This window comes from Nocardia sp. BSTN01, assembly GCF_015354405.1.
Classification (GTDB): Bacteria; Actinomycetota; Actinomycetes; order Mycobacteriales; family Mycobacteriaceae; genus Nocardia.
On sequence record NZ_JADKYP010000052.1, the window covers coordinates 20620 to 44998 of the forward strand.

Here is a 24379-nt window from a genome sequence, read left to right on the forward strand (position 1 = left end):
GTCGGCCCGGCGGCGGTCCGCGCCGGGCCGATCTGCCCTGACGTCGATCATTGCATATCTACTGAAACATGTTCCAGTATGGAAACCGAATCCGGCCGCTTCGGCCGCAGCGGCCCGGCCGGGCTTGTAGGCTCGGCACTACCTGGTGGTGAAGGAGTTATCAATGAAGGTCAGTGTGGATTTCGACCAGTGCGAGGCCAACGGTATTTGCGTCGGAATCGCCCCCGACGTCTTCGAACTCGACGATGAGGACCAGCTGCACATCCTCACCGCCGACGTGCCTGAGGACCGGCTCTCCGATGTCGAGACCGCCGTCGCGCAATGCCCGAAGGCTGCCCTGCGGTTGCAGTGAAATGGATGCTTGCCGATAACTGGAACACGTTCTAGAGTCACGGCGTGAGTGAATCGTCGAATCAGTCGGGGACGGATCTGTCCGGCAAGGTAGCGATCGTGACCGGAGCCGGCGCGGGCCTCGGACGGGCCGAAGCGCTGGCGCTGGCCGGGGCCGGCGCCTCGGTGGTGGTCAACGACCTGGCCGAAAGCGAGGCGGTGGCCGCCACCCTCGCCGATATTCGCGCGCTGGGCGCGAAAGCGGAATTCGTGGGTGGCAGTGTGGCCGAGCGCGCCACCGCCGACGCCCTGATTCGTACGGCGGACGAGACCTTCGGCGGTGTGGACATCGTCGTCAACAATGCGGGAATCGTCCGCGACCGCATGCTTTTCAATCTGTCCGACGAGGACTGGGACGCGGTCCTCGCGGTCCATCTGCGCGGCCATTTCCTGTTGTCGCGTAATGCCGCCGCCTACTGGCGCGGTAAATCGAAGGAATCCGGTGCTCCAATTTACGGGCGCCTGATCAACACATCATCGGAAGCCGGTTTGCTGGGTCCGGAAGGGCAGCCGAATTACGCGGCCGCGAAAGCCGGAATCACCGCGCTGACGCTGTCCGCCTCGCGCGGATTGTCGCGATACGGCGTGCGCGCCAACGCCATCTGCCCGCGGGCCCGGACCGCCATGACGGAATCGGTCTTCTCCGCCGCTCCCGAAGGGGATGTGGACCCGCTGGCGCCGGAACATGTCGCCCGGCTCGTCGCCTACCTGGCCTCCCCGGGCGCCGAGGCGATCAACGGTCAGGTGTTCGTCGTGTACGGCCCGATGGTCGCGCTGATGGCCGCACCCGAAGTCGAGGCTCGCTTCGACGCCGCCGGCGCGGAATGGAGTGCCGACGCGCTGGCCGACACACTCGGCACCTACTTCGCCGAGCGCCCCGCCGGGCGTACGTTTTCTGCGAGTTCGCTGCACGATCTCGGCTGATTATCAGGCGCAGGTCGTCCGACCAACTCCGGTTGATCGGCGGTCTCGCACTTGGTAGACATGGGGGTCGATGGTTGTGGGGTGCCTCACAAAGGCGTTCTGTACAGCGTATGAACCTGTTCTAGCTTCGGAGCTGAAGCTCGGATGAAAAGAGCAGGTCAAAAATGTCAAATTCTCTTCCGATTCGATGTGAACGTGTTCTAATCTTCGGAGCGGAAGAGGTGTGGAGGCTCGCTGGCGCAGCGTTGCGCGTACGGGTCGGCAAGGAGGAATCGCGGAATGAACGAGGTTCTTGCCGTGCCGTTGCGTGCGGTCGGCGGGTTCTTCGAACTCGTGGCCGCTGTGGCGCGGGCCTTGATACGTCCGCCATTTCAGCGACGGGAATTCGTCGACCAGTCGTGGTTCGTCGCACGGGTGTCGATCATCCCGACCATCCTGGTCGCGATCCCGTTCACAGTTCTGGTGAGCTTCACTCTCAATATTCTGTTGCGCGAAATCGGCGCGGCCGATCTCTCCGGCGCGGGCGCCGCATTCGGAACGGTCACCCAGGTCGGTCCGATCGTGACGGTGCTGATCGTCGCCGGCGCCGGCGCCACCGCGATCTGCGCGGACCTGGGTGCGCGCACGATCCGGGAAGAAATCGACGCCATGAAGGTGCTCGGCATCGACCCGATCCATCGCCTGGTGGTGCCTCGCGTACTCGCCTCGATGTTCGTCGCGGCGCTGCTCAACGGCCTGGTCTCGACGATCGGCATCGCCGGCGGCTTCCTGTTCTCGGTGCTCCTGCAGGGCGTCAACCCCGGCGCCTTCGTCAACGGGCTCACCCTGCTCACCCATACGCCGGAGCTGGTGATCTCCGAGGTCAAGGCCGCGCTGTTCGGTCTGATCGCCGGACTCATGGCCTGCTATCTCGGTCTCAACGTCAAGGGCGGTCCCAAGAGTGTGGGTGACGCGGTCAACCAGACGGTGGTTTTCTCCTTCATGGCTCTGTTCGTGGTGAACGTCGTGGTTACCGCCGTCGGCATCAAGTTCACGGTGCGGTGATCCGATGGCGTTCGTAATCCAGTCCCGCTTCCCCCGTACTGTTCGCCGTGTGCGGCGGGTGTCGAGTTCGATGGACGGAATCGGGCATCACGCCCAGTTCTACGCGAAGTCGCTGGCCTCGGTGCCGAAGGCGTTCTCGCACTACCGCACCGAAACCATTCGCCTGATCGCCGAAATCAGCATGGGCACAGGCGCTTTGGCTGTGATCGGCGGCACGGTGGTGATCGTCGGCTTCCTCACCCTGTTCACCGGCGGCACCATCGCGGTGCAGGGCTACAGCTCGCTGGGCAATATCGGTGTCGAGGCGCTGACCGGATTCTTCGCCGCATTCCTCAATGTGCGGATCGCGGCACCGGTGATCTCGGGCATCGGGTTGGCGGCGACCATCGGCGCCGGCGCGACGGCCCAGCTGGGCGCCATGCGGGTGGCCGAGGAGATCGACGCCCTGGAATCCATGGCGATCCGGCCGATGCCCTTCCTGGTCGGCACCCGCGTGCTGGCGGGCATGATCGCGATCGTTCCGCTGTACGCGCTGGCGGTCATCGCGTCGTTCGTCGCGAGCCGCTTCGCCACGGTCGTCATCTACGGCCAGTCGGCCGGTGTGTACGACCATTACTTCTCCACATTCCTGATTCCCAGTGACATCCTGTGGTCGTTCGTGCAGGCGATCCTCATGGCCTTGGCGGTCATGATGATCCACACCTACTACGGCTACAACGCGACCGGTGGACCGGTCGGTGTCGGAATCGCGGTCGGTAACGCGGTGCGCGCCTCGCTGGTGGCAGTGGTGTCGGTGACCCTGCTGATGTCGCTGGCGATCTACGGCACCTCCGGCAACTTCCATCTCTCCGGGTAGGCGGTATGGCGGCAAATAAACTCGTCGAAAAGGAAGGCGCCGGCAAGTTTTTCGGCGCCGGATGGGGTGTCAAGCTTTCGGGGGTGGCGCTGATTCTGTTTCTGGCCGCGATCGTCGCCGTCGCTCTGACGATGTTCGTGGGCGGATTCACCACCTCGAAACCGGTCTACCTCGACGCCCCGCGCGCGGGTCTGGTGATGGACAAGGACGCGAAGGTCAAGATCCGCGGTGTGCAGATCGGCCACGTCTCCGATATCGCCTACACCGGCGACCACGCTCGGCTGACCCTGGCGATGGACCCCGACCAACTGAAGATGGTGCCGGCGAACTCGACCGTCGACATCCGATCGACCACGGTCTTCGGTGCCAAATACGTGAACTTCGTCGATCCGGAGGTTCCCTCCGCGCAGCATCTGCAGGCCGGCGCCACGTTGACCGCGCAGTCGGTGACCGTCGAATTCAACACGCTGTTCCAGCATTTGACCGAGGTACTCGGCAAGATCGCGCCGGAGAAACTGAACGCGACGCTGACCGCGCTCGGCACCGCATTGCAGGGCCGCGGCGACGAACTCGGCCAACTGCTGGTCGACAGTGACGAATATCTGCGCGATATCAATCCGAGCCTGCCGGATCTGCAACGTGATCTGCAGACGTCGGTGGGAGTCACCAACCTGTACGCCGACACCGCGCCGAACCTGTTGCGCACGACCGACAACGCGGCCGTGACGAGTAAGACCCTCGTCGGCCACAAGGACAGCCTCGACGCGGTGCTGGTGAATCTGATCGGCCTGGCCGACACCACGGGCGCGGTGCTGAAGGAGAACGAGAACGGCCTGTCGACGGCACTGGATCTGCTGCGGCCGACGGCCGAACTGCTCAACGAATACAACCCGGCACTGTTCTGCCTGGTCGAAGGTGTCGCGGGTGCTATCCCGCGAGCCAACGAGATCTTCGGCGGAACCGGACCGTGGGTGACGTTGAACGCCAGCTTCATGCCGGGCGGCACGCCCTATTCCTATCCGAAGGATCTGCCGAAGGTGAATGCGACCGGTGGCCCGCACTGCGAGGGCATTCTCGACCGCAAACCCGGTAGCCACTCGAACTACCTGGTCACCGACACCAGTGAGGGACGGGTGTACACACCGGAACTGTCCACCCATCTGAACGGGCCCCGGGTCTTCCAGTTGCTGTTCGCGGGCCTGCCGGGGGTGGGTAATCCGTGAGGCTCAAACCACATGCCACCAGCGTCAAACTCGGGATCTTCACGCTCGTGATGGTGCTGGTCCTGGCCCTGCTGGTCGTCATCTTCTCGCAGATGCGCTTCGCCCGGGAGAACGGCTACCACGCGGTGTTCACCAGTTCCTCGGGCATGCTGCCCGGGTCCAAGGTGCGCATCGCGGGTGTGCCGGTCGGCTCGGTGAAGAGCGTCGAGGTCGGCAAGGATCATCTGGCTCACGTCGATTTCGACGTCGACCGGCAGTACAAGCTCTATGTGAGCACCCAAGCCGCCGTGCGCTACGAGAATCTGGTGGGTGACCGGTATCTGGAGCTGATGGACGCCCCGGGCACCGCGCAGGTGCTGCACTCCGGCGGCACCATCGGCCTGGACAAGACCAAGCCGGCGCTGGATCTGGACATGCTGCTGGGTGGTTTCAAACCGCTGCTGCGCGGGCTGGACCCGCAGCAGGTCAACTCCCTGACCGAGGCGTTGCTGCAGGTCTTCCAGGGTCAGGGCGGCACCCTGGTCGCACTGCTGAACAGTTCCGGCTCGTTCGCCAAAACCCTGGCCGACCGCGATGCCCTCATCGGCAGCGTGATCGAGAACCTGAAGACAGTGCTGGCCACGATCGACGATCACAACAAGGATTTCGACACCACGCTGACCGAATTGCAGCGTCTGGTGAGCGGCCTGGCCGCGGACCGGGACCCGATCGGTGCGGCGCTGCCGCGACTGGCCGGCGCCACCGGCGATCTCACCGATCTGCTGAAGCAGGCCCGCCCGGACCTCAAGGGGACCTTCGATCAGCTGGGCCGGGTCTCGGACAGTCTCGACCAGAAGTCCGACGATGTCGAGTGGGTCCTACAGAACCTGCCCTCGACCTACAAGGAGCTGGTGCGCCTCGGTGCGTACGGCTCGTTCCTGAACATGTACGTGTGCGGGACGAATTTCCTCGTGGACGGCCCGGACGGTAAGCCGATGCATGTGAATCTGCCCGGTCTGCAGACGACCGGAAGGTGTTCGACGAAGTGAACCAGACCTCCCCGCTCATCAAACACGGCGTCGTCGGCGTCGTGCTGGCGGTCGCGATCGCGTTGTCCGCCTTGCAGTTCGACCGGCTTCCGTTCATCCGCAGCGGCGCCGAATTCACCGCGTATTTCGCCGATGCCGGCGGTCTGGTGACCGGTGACCAGGTGCAGGTCGCCGGTGTCCGGTCCGGGCAGGTCGAGGACGTCAGCCTCGACGGTCCCAAGGTGAAGGTCCGGTTCAGCCTCGACGAATCCATCGTCCTGGGGAAGAAGACGACCGCCGCGATCAAGACCAACACCGTGCTCGGGCGCAAATCCCTCGAGGTCGATCCGCAGGGGTCCGGTGTGCTGCGCAGCGATCAGCCGATTCCGCTGGACCGCACCACTTCTCCGTATTCGCTCAACGACGCCCTGGGCGATCTGAGCAATACCGTGAAGGGGCTGGACACCGACCAGGTCAACAAGACTCTCGACGCCCTGTCCGACGCCTTCGCCGACACGCCCGCGCCGCTGCGCTCGGCACTGGACGGCATCACACAACTTTCGCGCAGCCTGAACACGCGGGACAAGGCCCTGACCGAACTGCTCTCGCACGCGCAGAACGTCACCAAGGTGCTCTCGGATCGGTCGAACCAGATCAACGCCCTGCTGCTGGACGGCAACAACCTGCTCGGTGAGCTGGATGCCCGGCGCACCGCGCTGAGTCAGCTGATCGTCTACGTCAACGGGCTGGCACAGCAGCTGACCGGTTTCGTCAACGACAACGAGCAGAGCCTGAAACCCACACTGGACAAGCTGAATTCGGTGCTGCAACTGCTCGAGCGGAACAAGAACAACCTGAACGCGGCCTTGGACGCGCTCGGACCGTTCGAGGCGGCCCTCGGTGAACAGGTCGGCAGCGGCCCGTACTTCCAGGCCTACGTCTCCAACGCCACGAGTATGACGTTGCAGCCGCTGGTGGACGCGCTGGTCTGGCCGCAGCATGTGCCCGAATCGTTCTGGAAGTACCTGACCACCCCGCCGCCCTCGATCGGGCCCGCGATCCAGGAGCCGCCGCGATGAACGCGATTCGCACGATCACGAAGGTGCCGAAATGGGTCCGCGTCGTGGCCGCCGCCCTGGTGGTGGCGCTGGCGGGCTGGATCGTCTACGGCGCGGTGACCAATATCGGCAAGACCCACATCACCGCCTACTTCCCATCCACCACCGGGCTGTACGCCGGTGACGACGTGCGCGTGCTGGGCGTCAAGGTCGGCCGGATCGACGCGATCGAGCCGGGCCGGGACAAGACCAAGGTGACGATGACGGTCGACCGCGGCGTCGACATCCCGGCCGATGCCAAGGCCGTCACGGTCTCGCCGAATCTGGTCTCGGCTCGCTTCGTGCAATTGGCACCGGTGTACACCGGTGGCCCGAAGATGCACGACGACGGCGTGATTCCGATCGAGCACACCGCGGTGCCGGTGGAATGGGACGACATCAAGGCCGAGCTGACCAAACTGTCCAAGGCCCTGGGCCCGATCGGTGAGGATCAGCAAGGCTCGTTCGGACGGTTCGTCAACACCGCATCGGACAACCTCGCGGGCGGCAACGCCCAGGCGCTGCGCGACACGCTCCACGAGTTGTCGAGCACGCTGAACACGTTGTCCGACGGTCGCACCGACCTGTTCGGCACGGTTCGCAACCTGCAGCAGTTCGTCGATGTGCTGTCCAAGAGCAACGATCAGATCGTGCAGTTCGGTGGTCGGCTGGCCTCGGTGTCCTCGGTGCTGTCGGGCGTCTCCGACGACCTCGGCGCCGGCCTGGACAATCTCGATTCGGCGGTGGCCGACGTCAAGCGTTTCCTGGACGAACGCGGCGGCCAGCTCACCGAGAGTGTGCAGAATCTGGCGCAGGTGACCCAGATCCTCGCCGACAAGCGTCCGCAGCTCGAACAGGTCCTGCATTCGGGCCCGGTCGCGCTGTCGAACTTCTATCAGATCTACAAGCCCGCGCAGGGCACGCTCACCGGCGCCGTGGCGCTGCCGAACTTCCGCAATCCGTTCGCGTTCCTGTGTGGCGCCGTCGAGGCGCTCGAGGACAACGGTTCACAGCGGACCGCGGACCTGTGCAGGCAACAGGTGGCACCGGTGATCAGCTCGCTGATGATGAATTACCCACCGCTGCTGGTGAATCCGGCGTCCGGGCAGCAGGCCTTCCCGAGCCAGCTGACCTTCTCGCCCCCGAGTCTGGCCGACCGCGTCGAATATCCGGCGCCCGGCGAGGCTCCGGCCGAGGTGCCCAGCGGTCTGGCCGGCCTGGCGATTCCGGGAGGAGGACGATGATGCGACGCGGACGACTGCGACTCGCCGGCGCCGCCGTCGGTCTGGTCATTCTGTTGGGCGCCACCGGATGCGAGTGGGACGGCCTGAACACCCTGCCGATGCCCGGCGCGGCCGGAACGGGGGAGGGCGCCTGGCAGATCAAGATCCAGATGCCGAATGTCACCACCCTGACCCGCAATTCGCCGGTGCAGGTGGACGACGTCACGGTCGGCACGGTGAAGAACATCCAGGTCGAGGATTGGCACGCACTGGTCACGGTGAGCCTCGAGAAGGGTGTGCGCCTGCCGGCCAACACCGTGGCCGCGATCGGGCAGACCAGCCTGCTCGGCAGTAACCACGTCGCCCTGTCGGCGCCGAAAGATGTCGCGCCGGAAGGCCAATTGAAGCCGGGCGATGTGATTCCGCTGTCGCGCGCGAGTGTCTATCCCACCACCGAGCAGACGTTGTCGTCGTTGTCGGTGGTGCTCAACGGTGGCGGTATCTCCCAGCTCGAGACCATCACCCACGAGCTGAACAAGACCTTCTCCGGACGGTCCGACGCCATCCACGACCTGCTGCCGCAGCTGGCACAGCTGACCAGCACCCTGGACGGCCAGACCAAGGACATCATCGACGCGATGGGTGGGCTGGACCGCTTCGCCGGGCAGCTGAACAACCAGAAGGAGCAGGTGACCCGGGCCGTCACGCAGCTGCATCCGGCCCTGACCGTCCTGGCAGACCGCCGCGAGACCATCACCAAAACCATTACCGCACTGGGTGATCTGAGTGATGTGGTGAGCCGGGTGATCGCCGAGAGCGGTGACAACCTGAAGGCGGATCTGGCCAATCTGAAACCGGCCCTGGAATCGCTGGCCAACACCGGAACGCATCTGGCCGACGCCCTGCAGATTCTGCTCACCTTCCCGTTCCCCATGCGCAACCTGAACAAGGCGCTCAAGGGTGACTACCTCAACCTGCTGATGACCGTCGACCTCACCGGCGCGCGACTGGATTCGAACTTCCTCACCGGTACGCCGCTGGGCGGACGTTTCGGCGGGGTCGAGGGCGCGCTCGGCACGATCGCACCCGATACCGCGATGGGTAAGGGTGACCCGGTCACCGGGCCGATGCAGCCGCCGCCACCGCCCGCGCCGGGCACGGCCGCGCCGACGCCGAGCATTCCCGGCCTGCCGCCGATTCCGAATCTGCCCGCCATACCCGGGCTGACGGTGCCCGCGCCGCAACAAGGGGGTGCGGGTCGATGAAACTCAGCAAATTCGTCCGGACCCAGCTGGTGATCTTCTCGATCCTGACCGTGGTCGGCCTGGTCGTGATGGCGGGCGTCTACGTCCACCTGCCGGCCATGTTCGGCATCGGCCGCTACGGCGTGACCGTGAAGCTCGAGGCCACCGGCGGGCTGTACCCGACCGCGAACGTCGCCTATCGCGGCACCAACGTCGGCAAGGTCGAGGATGTGAAGCTCACCCCGGACGGGGTCGACGCCACACTGTCGATCAGCAGCGACTTCAAGATTCCGAGCGATGTCGATGCCTACGTCAAGAGCGTGTCGGCGATCGGCGAACAGTACGTGGATCTGGTTCCAGCCGAGAATCCGCACGGCGGAAATCTGCACGACGGTTCGGTGATCCCGGTGCAGCGCACCAGACTTCCGCAGGACGTCGGCGATATGCTCGACCAGGCCGACCGGCTGCTCAGCAGTGTCGCCGACACCAAACTGCGCCAGGTCATCGACGATGCCTTCACCGCGTTCAACGGCGCCGGCCCGGATCTGCAGAAGTTCATCGACTCCGCCTCGCTGCTGGTGCAGGAGGCGAAGAAGAATACGAACGAGACGAAGGACCTGCTCGACAAGATCGGTCCGCTGCTCGACACCCAGAACCAGTCCGACGCCGCGATCCGCTCGTGGACGAAGGATCTGGCGACCGTCACCGATCAGTTGCGGCAGCACGACCCCTCGCTGGGGCAGTTGCTCGACCGCACGCCCGCGGCCGCGCAGAAGGTGTCGCAGACCTTCCAGGACCTGCAACCGACGCTGCCGCTGCTGCTGTCGAACCTGACCAGCGTCGGTCAGGTCGGCGTGACCTATCACGCCGGTGTCGAACAGATCCTGGTGATCTACCCGCAGCTGGTGGCGGCGCTGCTGACGGCGGTCCGCGGACCCACTCAATACGGCGCCATGGTCGACTTCATGCTCCCGATCAATGACCCGCCCGGCTGCACCACCGGCTTCCTGCCGCAGGATCAGCGCCGCTCACCGGCACTGAAGGACACTCCGGACACGCCGCCGAACCTCTACTGCAAGGTGGCACAGAACGCGAAGGAAGCGGTCCGCGGTATCCGCAACACGCCATGCGCGGATGTGCCGGGTAAGCGGGCCCCGAGCCCGGAACTCTGCCACGACCCGCAGGGCTATGTGCCCGAAGGCGACAACCCGCCGTTCGGCGATCCGCATCCGGTCACCCCGTCCGGTGAGCCGACGGCCAACCCGGGCGACGCTCCCGCCGCGCAGACCCAACCGGCGGCGGCATTGCGCACCTACGACCTGAAGAACCACACCTTCACCGGACCCGACGGCCGGAGCTACCGACAGGGGGATGTGGGCCCCGACGGATCGGGCACGGTACCGTCCAGTTGGCAGGCGATGCTCGAGGAGCAACAGAAATGAGCGAATCGAATTCCACACCCACCGGTCGCGTCCGGCGGCGCGCCAGCAGGCAGGCAGGGGCGCCGACCGATGCGGTCGCGGTCGAGCGGACCGAGAGCGCGCCGGCCGCCGATTCGACGGTGAAGTCGGGCGCCGCCGACGCGACGGTGAAACTGTCGACCGCCTCGCCGGCGAGCGGCGCGAAGTCGCCCGCGGCGGTGTCCGACCCCACCGTCGGACTCTCGACGGCAGCCGATGACGACAAGACCGTGCGGCTCACCGGCCCCCCGGAGGAGACGGCGGCCGCCGACGCACCGGCCGAAACCTCCGAGCCGGCGAAGCGCTCCCTCGGCCCGCTGGGCTGGGCCGCCGCGGTCGTGGCCGTGCTGTCGTTGCTCCTGCTGGTCGGCTCGGGCGGCTTCTTCGCCTACCACCAGCATCAGGTCAGCACCCAGGCCGACCAGCGCACGGAATATATCCAGACCGCCAAGCAGGCCATCCTCAATCTGACCAATATCAAGGACGACACCGCGAAGCAGGACATCGACCGGGTGCTCTCGGTCGCCTCGGGGCAGCTCAAACAGGAGTACTCCGAGCGCAAGGACGCCTACGCGCAGGTCGTGCAGCAGGCCAAGGTGAAGGCCAGCGGCGAGATCATCGAGACCGCCGTCGAGAGCCAGGACGACCACACCGCGAAGGTGCTGGTCGCGGCCAAGCAGACCCTGACCAACGCCGGCGCCAAGGATCCGCAGGAGCGCTACTACCGCTTCCGGGTCACGGTCGACCGCGACGACAACGGTGGTACCACCGCCTCGCAAGTGGAGTTCGTGGCATGAGTGAACGTGGCGTGAGTACACAAGGATCCGGCAAGCTACGCCCCATTCTGTTCATCAGCGCGGCGGTGCTGTTCGTGGCCGCGGTCGCGATGGGCTCGATCACCGGCTACAAGTACTGGTCCGACAAGCAGATCGAGCAGGCCCGCACCGACTCCGTCCCCGCGGCCCGGCATGCGGTGGAGTCGGTGTTCACCTACGACTTCAAGACCGTCGACGCCGAACTGCCGAAATCGGCGGACAACCTCACCCCCTCGTTCCGCAAGGACTATCTGAAGCTGATTCAGCAGGCGATCGCGCCCGGCGCCAAGGAGAAGCAGCTCACCGTGCAGGCGACCGCCACGGCGGCCGGCGTGGTGTCGGCGGAGCGCTCGCACGCGGTCGTGCTGCTGTATCTGAATCAGGTGACCACCAGTAAGGATTCCCCGCAGGGGACGGTGACACCGAGCCGGATCCGCGTCGCGCTGGACAAGGACGGCGGCCACTGGCTGGTCGACGCCATCACCCCGATCTGATCCCGCGTTAAGCGAATCCCGTTATCTCCGTTAAGGGTTCGTCCCTACCGTCGACGGCACAGCGATTCCGAGGCGGGATCGGTGGTCGATACCGGCTCCGGTCGCGGCGCAGATCTCCCGCCGGTGAAGCGCGCCTGTGCCACACGCTCACGGCCGTGTGGCGATCCGGCGGGTGCGGCGGAATCCGGGGTGGCGGTGTGCGGCGACCGCCGGCTCCGGCGGAGGCCAGGACCGAGATTCGGTGTGGGCGGCGCTCTCCGGCTGCCGGACGGTCGGTTCGAAGGGTGTAACCCGCCTCGGATCGCTGTCTAGCGCTCCGCGCCTCCGGGATCCACATCCGCATCGGTGAGCAGAGCACTGCCCGCCACCCGATCCTGGGCCAGCGCGTCGAGGAAGGAGCGGGCCCAGCGGTCCACGTCGTGGGCGAGCACCTGGCGGCGCAGCGAACGCATCCGGCGGCGCTTGGTCTCCGGATCGTCCTCGATCGCGGACATGATCGCATTCTCGACGCTGTCCAGATCGTGCGGGTTGCACAGATAGGCCTGCCGCAATTCGGCTGCGGCGCCGGTGAATTCGCTGAGTACGAGGGCGCCGTTGAGGCCGCTGTGCGAGGCCACGTACTCCTTGGCGACCAGGTTCATGCCGTCGCGCAGCGGGGTCACCAGCATCACGTCGGCGGCGACGAAGAAGGCGACCAGCTCGTCGCGGGGGATCGGACGGTGCAGATAGTGCACGAAAGGGTAACCGACGCGGGAGAATTCGCCGTTGATCCGGCCGACCTGACGTTCGATGTCGCCGCGCATCTGGATGTAGCTCTCGACGCGTTCGCGACTCGGTGTGGCCAACTGCACCATCACCGTCTCGGCCGGGTCGAGCCGGCCCTCGTGCAGGAGTTCCTGCAGCGCCGCCAGACGGATATCGATGCCCTTCGTGTAGTCCAGGCGGTCCACACCGAGCAGGATGTGCTTGGGATTACCGAGTTCTCTGCGGATCTGGGCGGCGCGCTCGCGCACCGAACGTCTTCGCGACAGCTCGTCGAGTTCGGCGGAGGCGATCGAGATGGGGAAGGCGCCGACCCGCACGGTGCGGAAACCGACCTGCACCACACCGAGTTTCGACCGCACGCCGACCGTGCCGCGAGAGGTGGGTTGCCCGGCAAGCCTTCTCGCCAGATACAGGAAGTTCTGCGCGCCGCCGGGCAGGTGGAAGCCGATCAGGTCGGCGCCGAGCAGACCCTCCACGATCTCGGTACGCCAGGGCAGCTGCATGAACAGCTCCACCGGCGGGAAGGGGATGTGCAGGAAGAATCCGATGGTCAGATCGGGCCGCAGCATGCGCAGCATCTTCGGCACCAGTTGCAGCTGGTAGTCCTGCACCCACACCGTCGCGCCCTCGGCGGCGACCTTCGCGGTGTATTCGGCGAAGCGCCGATTCACGTCCACATAGGCCGTCCACCAGTCACGGTGGTACTCCGGCCGCACGATCACGTCGTGATAGAGCGGCCACAGCGTGCCGTTGGAGAACCCCTCGTAGTAGGCGGCGACCTCCTCGGCGGTGAGCGGCACCGGATACAACTCCAGGCCGTCCTCGATGATCGGGTCGACATCCACGTCCGGGACGCCGGCCCAGCCCACCCAGGCGCCGTTGTTGTTGCGCAGCACCGGCTCGAGGGCCGTGACGAGGCCGCCCGGACTGCGCTTCCACCGCTTGGTCCCGTCGGGGAGACGTTCCAGGTCCACCGGGAGCCGGTTGGCGACCACGACGAAACCGGAGCCGGCGCCCCCGGGACGGTCCGCTGGTGCGGATTCGGTTTCCGGCGAAGCGTCTCGAGATCGATCGCTGCGTATGTCGCGCATCTGGTCCACTGCTGGATCCTCCGGTCGCCGAAATGGCGGAGCTAGGCGTGGGTTTTAGTTGTCATGAGCGCTGCGGCGCGCTCGTTCTATTCGCTGCGCGCGCTGGGACCGATTCCGAGCATCGACAGCAGCATCCGGCATTCGTCGGCATCGGTGGCGTAGGCGGCCACGACGCGCTGTGCCTGCCGTGCGGTCTCGTCGGCGAGCGGTTCCAGGTCGTCGTCCGCGATGTCGTTGGCGCTCTTCGCGGCCATCATCGTGTCCTCTCGGCTCGGGGTCGTGGCACGGCGGTGGGGTTCGACCGTCGTGGTGTCGGCGCCGTGCGGTGTCAATGGTATCGGTCGCCGCACAGGGGCCCGTCGGCTTGGTGCCGACCGCTGCCGAACCGCAACGACGGTGGGCGAGACCCGTCACACCGGCGAAACGCCGGAGCCCCGCGAACCTATAACGTTGGTAGGGAGGCGAATTTCGCGCGCCTCCGGTACCGAGCACCGCACCAACCGAGTGGAAAGGGTCGCAACACATGCCGTTGGCCACGGTGAATGGAATCTCGCTGAACTACCAGGTGAAGGGAGACAAGGCCAAAGGCACCGACACCAAGGGGGCCGCCCCGCTGGTCGTGCTGATCATGGGCACCGGGAGTCCCGGCCGGGTGTGGGAGCTGCACCAGGTTCCGGCGCTGGTGGCGGCCGGTTACCGGGTGTGCACGTTCGACAATCGCGGCATCGCTCCGTCGTATGAGGCGCCCGACGGGATGACCATCGACGAATTGGCCGCCGACACCGCGGCGCTGATCGAATACCTCGACGAGGGCCCGGCCCTGGTCGCCGGCACCTCGATGGGAGCGCGGGTGGCCCAGGAATTGGCCCTGGCGCGTCCCGACCTCGTGCGTAAAGCCGTTTTCATGGCCGGACACGCGCGGCTCGACCAATTTCAGAAGACTCTCTCGCTGGGCGAGCACGAACTCGACGCCTCCGGGGTGCGGCTGCCCGCCAAATACGACGCCGCCGTCACCGCGGTGATGAATCTTTCGCCCGCCACGATGGCCGATCCGAATTCTGCGCGCGATTGGCTGGATCTGTTCGAATTCACCGGCGGACCGGCATCGCCGGGAATCCGGGCCCAGCGCCGGATGGATCACGATTTCGATCGATTGCAGGCCTATCGGGCGATCAAGGTCCCGTGCCTGTCCATCGGATTCGCCGACGATCGGATGATCCCCGCATATCTGACCCGTGAGCTGGCCGAAGTCATTCCCGACGCCCGCTACCAGGAGATCCCCGACGCCGGTCATTACGGGTATTTGGAACGCCCGGAGGCGGTCAATAAGATCCTGCTCGATTTCTTCGCGGGCTCGAGGTAACCACCAACGCGTAACGTCGGTCTTGCTAGTGTCGACACATCGCTCGGGGGCTACGGCTCTGGTCGGTCGGTTTCGGCTCGTGCCCGCGCCCCGCGAGTTTCCGTACACAGCGCGTTCCCGTAATCAGCGCCAGCATCCAGTGAGGTGAAATGAGCACCAACCCCTTCGACGACGAGGACGGCCGCTTCTTCGTTCTGGTCAACGACGAGGAGCAGCATTCCCTGTGGCCTGCTTTCGCCGAGGTCCCGGCCGGGTGGCGAGTGGTGTTCGGCGAAGACAGCCGGGCTGCCTGCGTCGAATACGTGGAGAAGAACTGGACGGATATGCGGCCCAAGAGCCTGCGTGACGCGATGGCCGCCGACGACGCGGCTCGCCAGGGCGCTCAGTCCTGATTCCGCGCCGGAACGCACGGCGCGGCGCGACGGTGATCGGCGGCTGTGTGATGCCCTGAGCGGGCACACGCAGCCGCCGCGGTCGCGTCGTTTCCTCCTGCGGTGGTGAACGATTTTTCCGGTCGGCCCGCGCCCCGGTTATGATGGCACCGCTTCACCCGCCTCCTTAGCTCAGTGGTAGAGCACCGCTCTTGTAAAGCGAAGGTCGTCAGTTCAATCCTGACAGGGGGCTCTCTCGGCTCCGGCTTGCGACAGCAGGCCGGAGCCTTTCTGTCGGCCTTTCCGGTGGTCAGGGAAGATGCATAAGCTGGCGGGCCAGGCCGAACAGGCGGCTGCCGAGCTTGAAGACCGGGATTCCCAGCGGGATCAACAAGATCGTCACGCACAACACCGCGCCGAGGATCCACACCACGACCGCGAGCAGTCCGACCACCGTGCCCAGCACGGCCGTCAGGATGCCCAACACCACGTCGAGCAGACCCCGTATCGCTCCCATGACGACCTCTCCGATGTCCATTCTGCTCTTTTTCCGCGCGGCGTGCTTCGGTCTCCGAACCTGTCGCGCAGGCGGCTCGCAGGAAACTCCCAGACAACGTTCAGCGCATTCCGGGGTGCGGGAGAGACGATATCCAGCATGAGTGGAGTGGCTGGCGATCGAACCCCGGAGGCTCGGGTGCTGGTGGTCGACGACGAGCCGATGATCGTCGAACTGCTGTCGGTGAGTCTGCGCTATCAGGGTTTCGAGGTGGCCACGGCCGCCAACGGCGCCGAAGGGCTGGACCGGGCGAAGCAGTTCCGGCCCGACGCCCTCATCATCGACGTCATGATGCCCGGTATGGACGGCTTCGGCCTGCTGCGCCGGCTGCGCGCCGACGGCATCGACGCTCCGGTCCTGTTCCTCACCGCGCGTGACGAGGTCGAGGACAAGATCACCGGCCTCACCCTCGGCGCCGACGACTACGTCACCAAACCCTTCTCCCTCGAGGAGGTGGTGGCGCGGCTGCGGGTGATTCTGCGCCGCTCCGGTCACGTGGTGGAGGAGACGAAGTCCTCACGGATCCGCTTCGAGGACATCGAACTGGACGACGACACCCACGAGGTGTGGAAGGCCGGGGAACCGGTCGCGCTGTCGCCGACGGAATTCACGCTGCTCCGGTACTTCATGGTCAATGCCGGAACCGTCCTGAGCAAGCCGCGCATCCTCGACCACGTCTGGCGCTACGACTTCGGCGGCGAGGTGGGCGTGGTGGAGACCTATGTCTCCTACCTGCGCAAGAAGGTCGACACCGGCCCCGATCGGTTGATTCACACCCTGCGCGGTGTCGGCTATGTGATGCGCGCGCCCAGCCGCAGCCGGTCGTCGGCGAAATGAGCGATCCGCGCTCGGTGCGGGAACGTGCCGACCACGACGCGGGCGACATCGAACCGGTGCGTCCCGCCGGTGAATCCGAGCCGGGAACCGATTCCGGATCCGGCGGCATCGCCGAGCCCGGCGCGGGTGCCGAGGGCGCCGCACCGCCTCGGCGCGGGATTCGGCGCCGGATCTCGCGACGCCTGGCCGCGGTGCCGCTGCGGGTCACCCTGGTGCTCGCGCTGGTGTGCCTGGCGGGCCTCGGACTGCTGGTATCCGGTGTCGCGGTGACCTCCGCGATGCGGAATGTCTTGATCGACAAGGTCGATCGCCAACTGTTCGATGCCGCCCACAGCTGGGCCAGCCCCGATGCGCCACCGCCCCAGCACCTTCCGCAACCTCCGGGGCGGGAACGCCCGCCCGCGCTGTTCTATGTGCAGGTGACCGGACCCACCGGAAATCAGCGTCTGCTGCTGAGTTCCGGACCCACCGTTCCGGACACTCCGCCGGATCTGTCGAAACATCCCGAGACCGTGGGATCGGTCGGTGATCCCGACGAACACTGGCGCGCGATCAAGGTGGTGACTCCGCAGGGATCCAGTGTGGTCGCGCTGCGCCTCACCGAAACCGAGAACATCATCGACCGCCTGATCGGGTTGCAGGTCGCGGTGGGCCTCATCGTGCTCGCCGTACTCGCGGTGGTGGCGCAGTTCGTGATTCGCCGGAGCCTGCGCCCGCTCGGTGAGGTGGAGAAGACCGCCGCCGCCATCGCGAGCGGCGATCTGCATCGCCGAGTTCCGGTGCAGGGCACCAACACCGAGGTCGATCGGCTCTCGCAATCGCTCAACGGCATGCTGTCCCAGATTCAGAGCGCCTTCGCCGCCACCGAGGCATCCGAGGAATCCGCGCGGCGTTCGGAGGCCCGGATGCGGCGATTCGTCGCCGATGCCAGCCACGAACTGCGTACCCCGCTGACCACGATCAAGGGATTCGCGGAGTTGTATCGGCAAGGGGCGCTGGCGGATCCGGACCTGTTCATGGATCGGATCGAACGCGAATCCAACCGGATGAGCCTGCTGGTCGAGGACCTGCTGATGCTGGCTCGCCTCGACGCGCAGCGCCCGGTGGAACGCCGGCCGGTGGATCTGCTGGCACTGGCCAGCGATGCGGTGCACAACGCCCGGGCCGTCGACGCGGCGCAGCGACCCGAGGAGCCACGCCGGCCCATCGACCTCGAAATACGCCCGGGGACGGGCACTTTGGAGGTGCGCGGTGACGAAGCGCGGTTGCGTCAGGTGCTGGGCAATCTGGTCAACAACGCGCTGATCCACACCCCGCCGGAGGCGGCGGTCACCGTCGCGCTGACACCCGCGCCGGACGAGGTCGTCATCGAGGTCAGCGATACCGGACCGGGTCTGCCCACCGAGGACGCCGAGCGCATCTTCGAACGCTTCTACCGCACCGACACCTCACGCAGCCGCGACAGCGGTGGCACCGGACTGGGCCTGTCGATCGTGCAGGCGCTGGTCGCCGCGCACGGCGGCGCGGTCTCGGTGCGCAGCGCGGTGGGACAGGGCACCACGTTCGCGGTGCGCCTGCCCCGTTCGCAGGAGTGATTCAGGCTCGGTGGGTCAGGAAGGGACGTTGGCGCCGTAACCGAGATCGCGCAGCGCCTGCTTGATCTTGTTCTGCGCTTCGTCCAGCGACTCCGGGCTCGGATCGGTGTCTGCGCCGGAGATGTTGAAATCGCCCAGTTCGAACGCCGGGAAGACGTGCACGTGCAGATGCGGCACCTCCAGCCCGGCGATCAGCAGGCCCGCCCGCGGCGCGTCCCACGCCTTGCGCACCGCCTGGCCGATCTTCTGGGCGACCTCGTTGATCCGCGCGAACGTGGCGGGATCCAGGTCCTGCCACTGGTCGATCTCCTTGCGAGGAACCACGAGCGTATGACCCTGGGTGACCGGGGCGATGGTCAGGAAGGCGACGAATTCCTCGTCCTCCCACACGAACCGCCCCGGCAGCTGTCCGGCAATGATCGCGCTGAATACAGATGGCATGGGTTTCATATTGCCCCGCCCGGGCCGTCGGCGGTGGCCGGGTCCACAGGTCGGCGGTGCCGCCGACGAGGGCGGCCGGCCGTCCTCCCGGTACCCGCATCTGCCGTTCACCTGCGTCCCCTAAGCTGTCACGCGTGCGCGTACTCGTCATCGGATCCGGAGCCCGTGAACACGCCCTGGTGGAAGCCCTGCGTCGGGATCCCGGGGTCACCGCGATCGCGGCCGCGCCCGGAAATCCGGGGATCGGCCAGGTCGCCGAGGTGCGGGCGGTCGATCCGGCCGGCGCGGAGGCCGTCGTGGGCTTGGCCCGCGATTTCGCCGCCGACCTGGTGGTGATCGGTCCCGAGGTGCCGCTGGTGCTCGGTATCGCCGACGCGGTCCGGGCGGCGGGCATCGCCTGCTTCGGCCCGTCGGCCGCCGCCGCGCGGATCGAGGGATCTAAGGCCTTCGCCAAGGACGTGATGGCCGCGGCCGGGGTGCGCACCGCGCACAGCGAGGTCGTCGATCATCCGGGCGAACTCGACGCCGCGCTGGATCGTTTCGGGCCGACCTGGGTCGTCAAGGACGACGGGCTGGCCGCGGGGAAGGGCGTGGTGGTGACCACCGATCGGTCCGCGGCCCGCGACCACGGTGCCGAACTGCTCGAACAGGGCCATCCGGTGCTGTTGGAATCGTTCCTCGACGGCCCCGAGGTCTCCCTGTTCTGCCTGGTCGACGGCGAGACCGTGGTGCCGCTGCTGCCCGCGCAGGACCACAAGCGCGTGGGTGACGGCGACACCGGTCCCAACACCGGCGGCATGGGCGCCTACACCCCGCTGCCGTGGCTGCCGCCGGAGACCGTCACCGAAATCGTTGAGGACGTGGTGAAACCCGTTGCCGCCGAAATGGTTCGGCGCGGCGTCCCGTTCTCGGGACTGCTGTACGCGGGTCTCGCGATCGGCCAGGCCGGTCCCGCCGTCGTCGAATTCAACTGCCGCTTCGGCGATCCGGAGACGCAGGCCGTGCTCGCCCTGCTCGACAGTCCGCTGGGCGCGCTGCTGCACGCCACCGCGACCGGAACCCTGGCGCAGGCCCAACCGCCGGTCTGGAAGGACGGCGCGGCGATCACGGTGGTGCTGGCCGCGGAGAACTACCCGGGCCGCCCCCGCACCGGCGACGTCATCTCCGGCACCGAGAGCGCGCCGGCCGTCTCGGGCGCGAATGCCGAAGTGCTGCATGCCGGTACGTCGTTGCGCGCGGACGGTGCGCTGCTGTCGGCCGGCGGTCGCGTGCTGAATGTCGTCGCGACGGGCGGTGATCTGACCGAGGCCCGGGCGAACGCCTACGAGCGCATCGCGGGAATCAAGCTGCCCGGTAGCCACTTCCGGACCGATATCGGCCTCGCCGCCGTGGAGGACCGGATCTCGCTTCCCACGCGGGTGTAGCCGAAACAGCGGGCCGGGTCAGCCGACCTGGATACCGTGCATCGCCAGCCACGGCTGCGGATCCACGTGCTGTCCGCCGATGAGGATTTCGAAGTGCAGATGCGGGCCGGTGGAATCGCCGCGGTTGCCGATCCGGGCGATCTGCTGGCCGGCGCGCACCCGCTCGCCGACCGACACCGAGAAGTCGTACATGTGGCCGTACACCGAGATGGTGCCGTCGTCGTGGCGGATGCGTACCCACAGTCCGAAGCCCTGCGCCGGCCCGGCGTCGATGACGGTGCCGTCGGCGACGGCGTAGATCGGTGAGCCGATGGGCGCGGCGATATCGATCCCGTAGTGGAAGGTGCCCCACCGGCCGCCGTACCCGGAGGTGAACACCCCGCGCGCGGGTAGCGCGAAACCGCCGATGCCCGGGGCGATTCCGCCCGGAGCGATGCCACCCGGAATCGTGGTGGCCGGTCCGGACAGCCACGGTTGCGGCGTCCCGGCGACCGCGGCGGCGGCTTCGGCCTTCGCGCGGTCGAGGGTGGCTCGTGAGGCCGCGGCCACCACCTGCGCCTCGCGCATGCGCTCCCCGTTGTCGATGGCGGCCAGATAGCGCTTGCTGGTTTCGGGTTCGGCCTGCACCTGTAACGGGTAGGCGACCGCGATCCGTTGTGCCGCGCCGGGTTTCGGCGTCGAATCGATCGGCTGCGGCGCCACGGTGTCGGCGGCGGCGAACAGTCCGACCACGACCATGCCGATCACCAGCACCCGATGCTCGCCGACCCAGCCGCGCAGCCGGGGCCACAGGGTCTCGAATTCCTCGCGCCAGTCCCGATTCCGCATCAGCTGCCACCAGCGCCCTGCCCGCGCGCGCCATTCGACCGCGGCGACCTGCCCGAATTCGCGCGATCGGCGGCCCGAGGAACGGAGGCGATGCGCGATCGAGGGGCGGTCGCGGCGCAGCGTCGTTCGCCAGTCGGGGCGGATCACGGTCCAGCCCCCCTGGTACGACTTCGCGCGGCGTGCCTGGTCAGGCATTCTGCCGACGATAACAGGGGCCCGCCCGGACCCGCAGGCAGGCGCGGCGGCGCACAGCAACGTCTCAGGCGGCCGATACCCGGCGACGGACTGCACGCCGGCCTGCCGAGGCGGTGTTCTACCGTCGTCTGGTGCGCAGTGAATCCCGGCGGTCCACCGTTGCGACCTTCTACGTCATGGATGTCTGGAAGGCCGCGGCCGAACGCGCCCGCACCCACGGCGACGTGCTGGTCCTGGCGGCGGGCCAGCCCTCCACGCCTGCCCCGGTGCCGGTGCGCCGCGCCACTCAGGTCGCCCTCGACGCCGAATTACTCGGCTACACCGAGACTTTCGGCATCCCCGAATTGCGCTCCGCCATCGCGGCCCATCACCGCGAGACCTACGGCGTCGAGGTCGAGGCCGACGACGTGGTGATCACGACCGGTTCCTCGGGGGCGTTCACGCTGATCTTCCTGGCCGCATTCGATATCGGCGACACCGTCGTGGTCGCTCGCCCGGGTTACCCGGCCTACCGCAACACCCTCACCGCACTGGGCTGCCGGGTGATCGAACTCGACTGCGGCCCCCAGACCCGGTTCCAGCCGACGGTGGCGATGCTGGAGGAGTTGCCCGAACCGCCCGCCGGCTTGATCGTGGCCAGCCCGGCGAACCCGACCGGCACCATGATCGCCCCGGACGAGCTGGCGGCCCTGGCCCGCTGGTGCGACGACCACAGCACGCTGCTGATCTCCGACGAGATCTATCACGGCATCGCCTATTCGGGAGACGACGGTGATACCGAACCGGTGAGTTCGTCCTGGGAGACCTCGCGCGAATCGGTGGTGATCGGCTCGGTGTCGAAGTATTTCTCGATGACCGGCTGGCGGCTGGGCTGGATGCTGGCGCCCGCGCGGCTGCGTCCGGCGCTGCAGCGGCTGGCGTCCAATATGACCGTCTGCCCGCCGGCGATCTCGCAATTCGCGGCGGCGCACGCGTTCGGCCCGGAGGCGAGATCCGAACTCGACGGACACGTCCGCCGCTATGCCCGCAACCGGTCGTTACTGCTCGAGGGGCTGCCCGCCCTCGGCATCACCGAACTGGCACCCGCCGACGGCGCCTTCTACGCCTACGCCGATATCGGTCATCTGAGCCAGGATTCGACGCGCTGGTGCGCGGATCTGTTGGCGCACACCGGTGTCGCCCTCGCGCCCGGAATCGATTTCGACACCCGTAACGGACACCGTACGGTCCGCTTCTCCTTCGCCGGCGCCACCGCGGATATCGAGGAGGCACTCGTGCGACTCGGCCGATATCTGAGCTGACGCACAGACTTTCCGTACCGGCCCACCGGAGCGCGTGGATGCGGTACAAATGATTCGGGTTGTGATTTCAACCCTTGCTATTTCGAACCGGTCCCGGCTGTCCGCTCGGACCGGATCCCGGAAATTTGCGCGGTCCCATGGTCGATTGCACAGCAACGATTCGGCCGGGATTGCACAGACGCACAGATTTGCACAGATCGCACCGATTTGGCACGGATGAACCGATGATGACTGGCACGATGACACGGTGATCACCGCGACGACCCCGAAAGGCGAAAGGCGTCGCCAAGCGTTGGTTGCGGCTGCCGCGGAGTTGCTACTCGAAGGCGGCTTCGATGCCGTGCGCCACCGTTCGGTGGCGACGCGCGCGGATCTGCCCCTGGCATCCACGACCTACTATTTCGAATCGCTCGAAGATCTGATCGCGCGCGCGGTCGAATTCAGCGGCAATGCCGAACTGGAGTCGATGCGCCGCCGGATCGGCGAGGTCACCCACCGCAAACGCGGAGCCGAGGCGACGGTCGATCTGGTCGTGGATCTGATGGTCGGCACCGACGGACCCGACGAATTCGCGCGCGGGCGGCTGATCGCCCGGTACGAGCGCTCGGTGGCCTCGGCCCGGCATCCGGAACTGCGCGAGGTGCAGCTGCGGTTACGCGCCCAGCTCGAGGACCTGCTGGCCGATGTGCTGCGCCGATCCGACCGCATGGTGCGCACCGATCAGTTGCGCCGGCTGGTGGCGGTGGTCGACGGTGCGGTGGTCGCCGCGCTGGCCGAATCCGATCCGCAACCGCGCCGCACCGCCCGCGGCGCGCTGCTGGAACTGATCGATGTGATCGCGCCGCCGGTGCCGCAACCGCTGATGGCGCCGCAGACCGTGCCGTCGGCCGCGGCGCAACATCTGCCCGCGGCCATGCCCCAGCAACCGAGCAGGCATCGAACACTAGACTGACTGTTCGTGAGTCTGGTCCCGAACGTCCTCGCCACCCGGTACGCGAGTCCGCAGCTGGTGCAGTTGTGGTCGCCCGAGAACAAGATCGTGCTGGAGCGCCGGCTGTGGCTCGAGGTGCTACGGGCCCAGACCGAACTCGGCGCCGCCGGGACCGAGGCGGTCACCACCGACGTCCTCGAGGATTACGAGCGGGTGCTGGGGGAGGTCGATCTGGCCTCGATCGCCGAACGCGAGCGGATCACCCGCCACGATGTGAAGGCGCGCATCGAGGAGTTCAACGCCCTCGCCGGTCATGAGCAGATCCACAAGGGCATGACCAGCCGGGATCTGACCGAGAACGTGGAGCAGTTGCAGATCCGGCTCTCGCTGGAACATGTCTACGAACACGGTGTGGCGGTCGCTGCCCGGCTGGCCGAGCGGGCCGCCGAATATCAGGCGCTGGTGATGGCCGGACGCTCGCACAACGTGGCGGCGCAGGCCACCACCCTGGGCAAGCGGTTCGCGAGTGCAGCCGACGAGGTGCTGATCGCCCTGCGCCGGGTGCGCGAGCTGATCGACCGGTATCCGCTGCGCGGGATCAAGGGGCCGATGGGGACCGCCCAGGACATGCTCGATCTGTTCGACGGCGACGCTGCCAAACTCGCCGAGCTGGAGCAGAAGGTCGCCCGGCATCTGGGCTTCGCGACCGTGCTGACCAGCGTCGGCCAGGTCTATCCCCGCTCACTGGACCACGACGTGATCTCCGCGCTGATCCACTTGGGCGCGGGCCCTTCGTCGTTCGCGCACACCGTGCGCCTGATGGCCGGGCACGAACTGGTCACCGAGGGTTTCCAGCCCGGGCAGGTCGGCAGTTCGGCGATGCCGCACAAGATGAACACCCGCT

25 protein-coding genes and 1 tRNA gene are annotated in these 24379 nt (G+C 66.9%); 21 read left to right on the plus strand and 5 right to left on the minus strand.

The window, feature by feature from the left end:
• Positions 1-163: 163 nt before the first annotated feature.
• The 12 genes from IRT45_RS28970 to IRT45_RS29025 all read left to right on the plus strand — a co-directional run bounded on the left by IRT45_RS28970 (position 164) and on the right by IRT45_RS29025 (position 11777).
• Positions 164-352, plus strand: a complete 189-nt coding sequence (locus IRT45_RS28970) for a ferredoxin (RefSeq protein ID WP_030518642.1) — start codon at positions 164-166, stop codon at positions 350-352.
• A gap of 44 nt (positions 353-396) precedes the next feature.
• Positions 397-1314, plus strand: coding sequence for a 3-oxoacyl-ACP reductase (locus tag IRT45_RS28975; protein WP_194809012.1), 918 nt, complete (start codon positions 397-399; stop codon positions 1312-1314).
• Positions 1315-1593: 279 nt separating this feature from the next.
• Entirely contained in the window at positions 1594-2358 is a 765-nt protein-coding gene (locus tag IRT45_RS28980) for an ABC transporter permease (RefSeq protein WP_030518640.1), read from the plus strand.
• A gap of 4 nt (positions 2359-2362) precedes the next feature.
• A complete protein-coding gene (locus IRT45_RS28985) occupies positions 2363-3214 on the plus strand; it encodes an ABC transporter permease (RefSeq protein ID WP_030518639.1) in 852 nt (283 codons plus the stop codon).
• A gap of 5 nt (positions 3215-3219) precedes the next feature.
• Positions 3220-4437, plus strand: a complete 1218-nt coding sequence (locus tag IRT45_RS28990) for an MCE family protein (protein ID WP_194809013.1) — start codon at positions 3220-3222, stop codon at positions 4435-4437.
• Positions 4434-5465, plus strand: a complete 1032-nt coding sequence (locus tag IRT45_RS28995) for an MCE family protein (RefSeq protein ID WP_194809014.1) — start codon at positions 4434-4436, stop codon at positions 5463-5465. The genes IRT45_RS28990 and IRT45_RS28995 overlap by 4 nt, the downstream gene beginning before the upstream one ends.
• On the plus strand, positions 5462-6523 hold the full coding sequence (locus tag IRT45_RS29000) for an MCE family protein (RefSeq protein ID WP_194809015.1): 1062 nt from the start codon (positions 5462-5464) through the stop codon (positions 6521-6523). Before IRT45_RS28995 ends, IRT45_RS29000 begins: the two co-directional genes overlap by 4 nt.
• On the plus strand, positions 6520-7785 hold the full coding sequence (locus IRT45_RS29005) for an MCE family protein (RefSeq protein WP_194809016.1): 1266 nt from the start codon (positions 6520-6522) through the stop codon (positions 7783-7785). The genes IRT45_RS29000 and IRT45_RS29005 overlap by 4 nt, the downstream gene beginning before the upstream one ends.
• A complete protein-coding gene (locus IRT45_RS29010; protein WP_194809017.1) occupies positions 7782-9029 on the plus strand; it encodes an MCE family protein in 1248 nt (415 codons plus the stop codon). The genes IRT45_RS29005 and IRT45_RS29010 overlap by 4 nt, the downstream gene beginning before the upstream one ends.
• Positions 9026-10450 carry an MCE family protein gene (locus IRT45_RS29015; RefSeq protein WP_194809018.1) on the plus strand — a complete coding sequence of 475 codons (1425 nt, stop codon included), beginning with the start codon at positions 9026-9028 and terminating at the stop codon, positions 10448-10450. The genes IRT45_RS29010 and IRT45_RS29015 overlap by 4 nt, the downstream gene beginning before the upstream one ends.
• Positions 10447-11265, plus strand: coding sequence for a hypothetical protein (locus IRT45_RS29020; protein ID WP_194809019.1), 819 nt, complete (start codon positions 10447-10449; stop codon positions 11263-11265). The genes IRT45_RS29015 and IRT45_RS29020 overlap by 4 nt, the downstream gene beginning before the upstream one ends.
• Complete coding sequence (locus IRT45_RS29025; protein WP_194809020.1) at positions 11262-11777, plus strand: h domain protein; 516 nt, start codon at positions 11262-11264, stop codon at positions 11775-11777. The genes IRT45_RS29020 and IRT45_RS29025 overlap by 4 nt, the downstream gene beginning before the upstream one ends.
• Before the next feature lie 308 nt (positions 11778-12085).
• Here the strand turns inward: IRT45_RS29025 and IRT45_RS29030 are convergent, their stop codons facing one another.
• On the minus strand, positions 12086-13633 hold the full coding sequence (locus IRT45_RS29030) for a trehalose-6-phosphate synthase (protein WP_036497736.1): 1548 nt from the start codon (positions 13631-13633) through the stop codon (positions 12086-12088).
• Positions 13634-13719: 86 nt separating this feature from the next.
• Entirely contained in the window at positions 13720-13887 is a 168-nt protein-coding gene (locus IRT45_RS29035) for a hypothetical protein (protein WP_167331836.1), read from the minus strand.
• 269 nt (positions 13888-14156) lie between these two features.
• Here IRT45_RS29035 and IRT45_RS29040 point away from each other — a divergent pair, with 269 nt between their 5' ends.
• The 3 genes from IRT45_RS29040 to IRT45_RS29050 all read left to right on the plus strand — a co-directional run bounded on the left by IRT45_RS29040 (position 14157) and on the right by IRT45_RS29050 (position 15620).
• The gene (locus IRT45_RS29040) at positions 14157-14996 is read left to right on the plus strand and encodes an alpha/beta fold hydrolase (protein ID WP_039775983.1); all 840 of its coding nucleotides are present in this window, start codon (positions 14157-14159) and stop codon (positions 14994-14996) included.
• Positions 14997-15145: 149 nt separating this feature from the next.
• Entirely contained in the window at positions 15146-15388 is a 243-nt protein-coding gene (locus tag IRT45_RS29045; protein ID WP_011207082.1) for an MbtH family protein, read from the plus strand.
• Between the two features lie 160 nt (positions 15389-15548).
• Positions 15549-15620, plus strand: a tRNA-Thr gene (locus IRT45_RS29050).
• 57 nt (positions 15621-15677) lie between these two features.
• Here the strand turns inward: IRT45_RS29050 and IRT45_RS29055 are convergent.
• Positions 15678-15884: a hypothetical protein gene (locus IRT45_RS29055; RefSeq protein WP_036497739.1), complete on the minus strand. Its 207-nt coding sequence runs from the start codon at positions 15882-15884 to the stop codon at positions 15678-15680.
• A 138-nt stretch (positions 15885-16022) separates the two neighbouring features.
• Here IRT45_RS29055 and IRT45_RS29060 point away from each other — a divergent pair, with 138 nt between their 5' ends.
• Both IRT45_RS29060 and IRT45_RS29065 read left to right on the plus strand, forming a co-directional pair.
• Positions 16023-16760: a response regulator transcription factor gene (locus tag IRT45_RS29060; RefSeq protein WP_194809021.1), complete on the plus strand. Its 738-nt coding sequence runs from the start codon at positions 16023-16025 to the stop codon at positions 16758-16760.
• Positions 16757-18355 carry a cell wall metabolism sensor histidine kinase WalK gene (locus IRT45_RS29065; RefSeq protein WP_228535400.1) on the plus strand — a complete coding sequence of 533 codons (1599 nt, stop codon included), beginning with the start codon at positions 16757-16759 and terminating at the stop codon, positions 18353-18355. Before IRT45_RS29060 ends, IRT45_RS29065 begins: the two co-directional genes overlap by 4 nt.
• Positions 18356-18370: 15 nt before the next feature.
• Here IRT45_RS29065 and IRT45_RS29070 read toward each other — a convergent pair whose 3' ends face one another.
• Positions 18371-18796: an HIT family protein gene (locus IRT45_RS29070; RefSeq protein ID WP_194809022.1), complete on the minus strand. Its 426-nt coding sequence runs from the start codon at positions 18794-18796 to the stop codon at positions 18371-18373.
• Positions 18797-18930: 134 nt separating this feature from the next.
• Here IRT45_RS29070 and purD point away from each other — a divergent pair, with 134 nt between their 5' ends.
• The gene (gene purD, locus IRT45_RS29075; RefSeq protein WP_194809023.1) at positions 18931-20220 is read left to right on the plus strand and encodes a phosphoribosylamine--glycine ligase; all 1290 of its coding nucleotides are present in this window, start codon (positions 18931-18933) and stop codon (positions 20218-20220) included.
• A gap of 18 nt (positions 20221-20238) precedes the next feature.
• On the opposite strand, the gene IRT45_RS29080 is transcribed toward purD, so the two are convergent.
• Positions 20239-21243, minus strand: a complete 1005-nt coding sequence (locus IRT45_RS29080) for a M23 family metallopeptidase (RefSeq protein ID WP_194809024.1) — start codon at positions 21241-21243, stop codon at positions 20239-20241.
• A gap of 131 nt (positions 21244-21374) precedes the next feature.
• Between IRT45_RS29080 and IRT45_RS29085 the strand changes: the two genes are divergently transcribed.
• From IRT45_RS29085 to IRT45_RS29095, 3 genes are all read left to right on the plus strand, one after another.
• A complete protein-coding gene (locus IRT45_RS29085; RefSeq protein WP_194809025.1) occupies positions 21375-22544 on the plus strand; it encodes a pyridoxal phosphate-dependent aminotransferase in 1170 nt (389 codons plus the stop codon).
• Between the two features lie 247 nt (positions 22545-22791).
• A complete protein-coding gene (locus IRT45_RS29090) occupies positions 22792-23496 on the plus strand; it encodes a TetR/AcrR family transcriptional regulator (RefSeq protein ID WP_083870566.1) in 705 nt (234 codons plus the stop codon).
• Between the two features lie 6 nt (positions 23497-23502).
• The coding region (locus IRT45_RS29095) for a lyase family protein (RefSeq protein WP_194809026.1) at positions 23503-24379 on the plus strand (877 nt) is incomplete at its 3' end.

Excerpts from the sequence above, each read along its gene's own strand:
- IRT45_RS29045 (WP_011207082.1), top strand. The coding sequence starts at position 15,146 with ATGAGCACCAACCCCTTCGACGACGAGGACGGCCGCTTCTTCGTTCTG.
- IRT45_RS29025 (WP_194809020.1), top strand. The coding sequence starts at position 11,262 with ATGAGTGAACGTGGCGTGAGTACACAAGGATCCGGCAAGCTACGCCCC.
- IRT45_RS28990 (WP_194809013.1), top strand. The coding sequence starts at position 3,220 with ATGGCGGCAAATAAACTCGTCGAAAAGGAAGGCGCCGGCAAGTTTTTC.
- IRT45_RS29010 (WP_194809017.1), top strand. The coding sequence starts at position 7,782 with ATGATGCGACGCGGACGACTGCGACTCGCCGGCGCCGCCGTCGGTCTG.
- IRT45_RS28970 (WP_030518642.1), top strand. The coding sequence starts at position 164 with ATGAAGGTCAGTGTGGATTTCGACCAGTGCGAGGCCAACGGTATTTGC.
- IRT45_RS29040 (WP_039775983.1), top strand. The coding sequence starts at position 14,157 with ATGCCGTTGGCCACGGTGAATGGAATCTCGCTGAACTACCAGGTGAAG.
- IRT45_RS29005 (WP_194809016.1), top strand. The coding sequence starts at position 6,520 with ATGAACGCGATTCGCACGATCACGAAGGTGCCGAAATGGGTCCGCGTC.
- IRT45_RS29035 (WP_167331836.1), bottom strand. The coding sequence starts at position 13,887 with ATGGCCGCGAAGAGCGCCAACGACATCGCGGACGACGACCTGGAACCG.
- IRT45_RS29080 (WP_194809024.1), bottom strand. The coding sequence starts at position 21,243 with ATGCCTGACCAGGCACGCCGCGCGAAGTCGTACCAGGGGGGCTGGACC.
- IRT45_RS28985 (WP_030518639.1), top strand. The coding sequence starts at position 2,363 with ATGGCGTTCGTAATCCAGTCCCGCTTCCCCCGTACTGTTCGCCGTGTG.
- IRT45_RS29060 (WP_194809021.1), top strand. The coding sequence starts at position 16,023 with ATGAGTGGAGTGGCTGGCGATCGAACCCCGGAGGCTCGGGTGCTGGTG.
- IRT45_RS29055 (WP_036497739.1), bottom strand. The coding sequence starts at position 15,884 with ATGGGAGCGATACGGGGTCTGCTCGACGTGGTGTTGGGCATCCTGACG.
- IRT45_RS29030 (WP_036497736.1), bottom strand. The coding sequence starts at position 13,633 with ATGCGCGACATACGCAGCGATCGATCTCGAGACGCTTCGCCGGAAACC.
- IRT45_RS29015 (WP_194809018.1), top strand. The coding sequence starts at position 9,026 with ATGAAACTCAGCAAATTCGTCCGGACCCAGCTGGTGATCTTCTCGATC.
- IRT45_RS29070 (WP_194809022.1), bottom strand. The coding sequence starts at position 18,796 with ATGCCATCTGTATTCAGCGCGATCATTGCCGGACAGCTGCCGGGGCGG.
- IRT45_RS29020 (WP_194809019.1), top strand. The coding sequence starts at position 10,447 with ATGAGCGAATCGAATTCCACACCCACCGGTCGCGTCCGGCGGCGCGCC.
- IRT45_RS29065 (WP_228535400.1), top strand. The coding sequence starts at position 16,757 with ATGAGCGATCCGCGCTCGGTGCGGGAACGTGCCGACCACGACGCGGGC.
- IRT45_RS28980 (WP_030518640.1), top strand. The coding sequence starts at position 1,594 with ATGAACGAGGTTCTTGCCGTGCCGTTGCGTGCGGTCGGCGGGTTCTTC.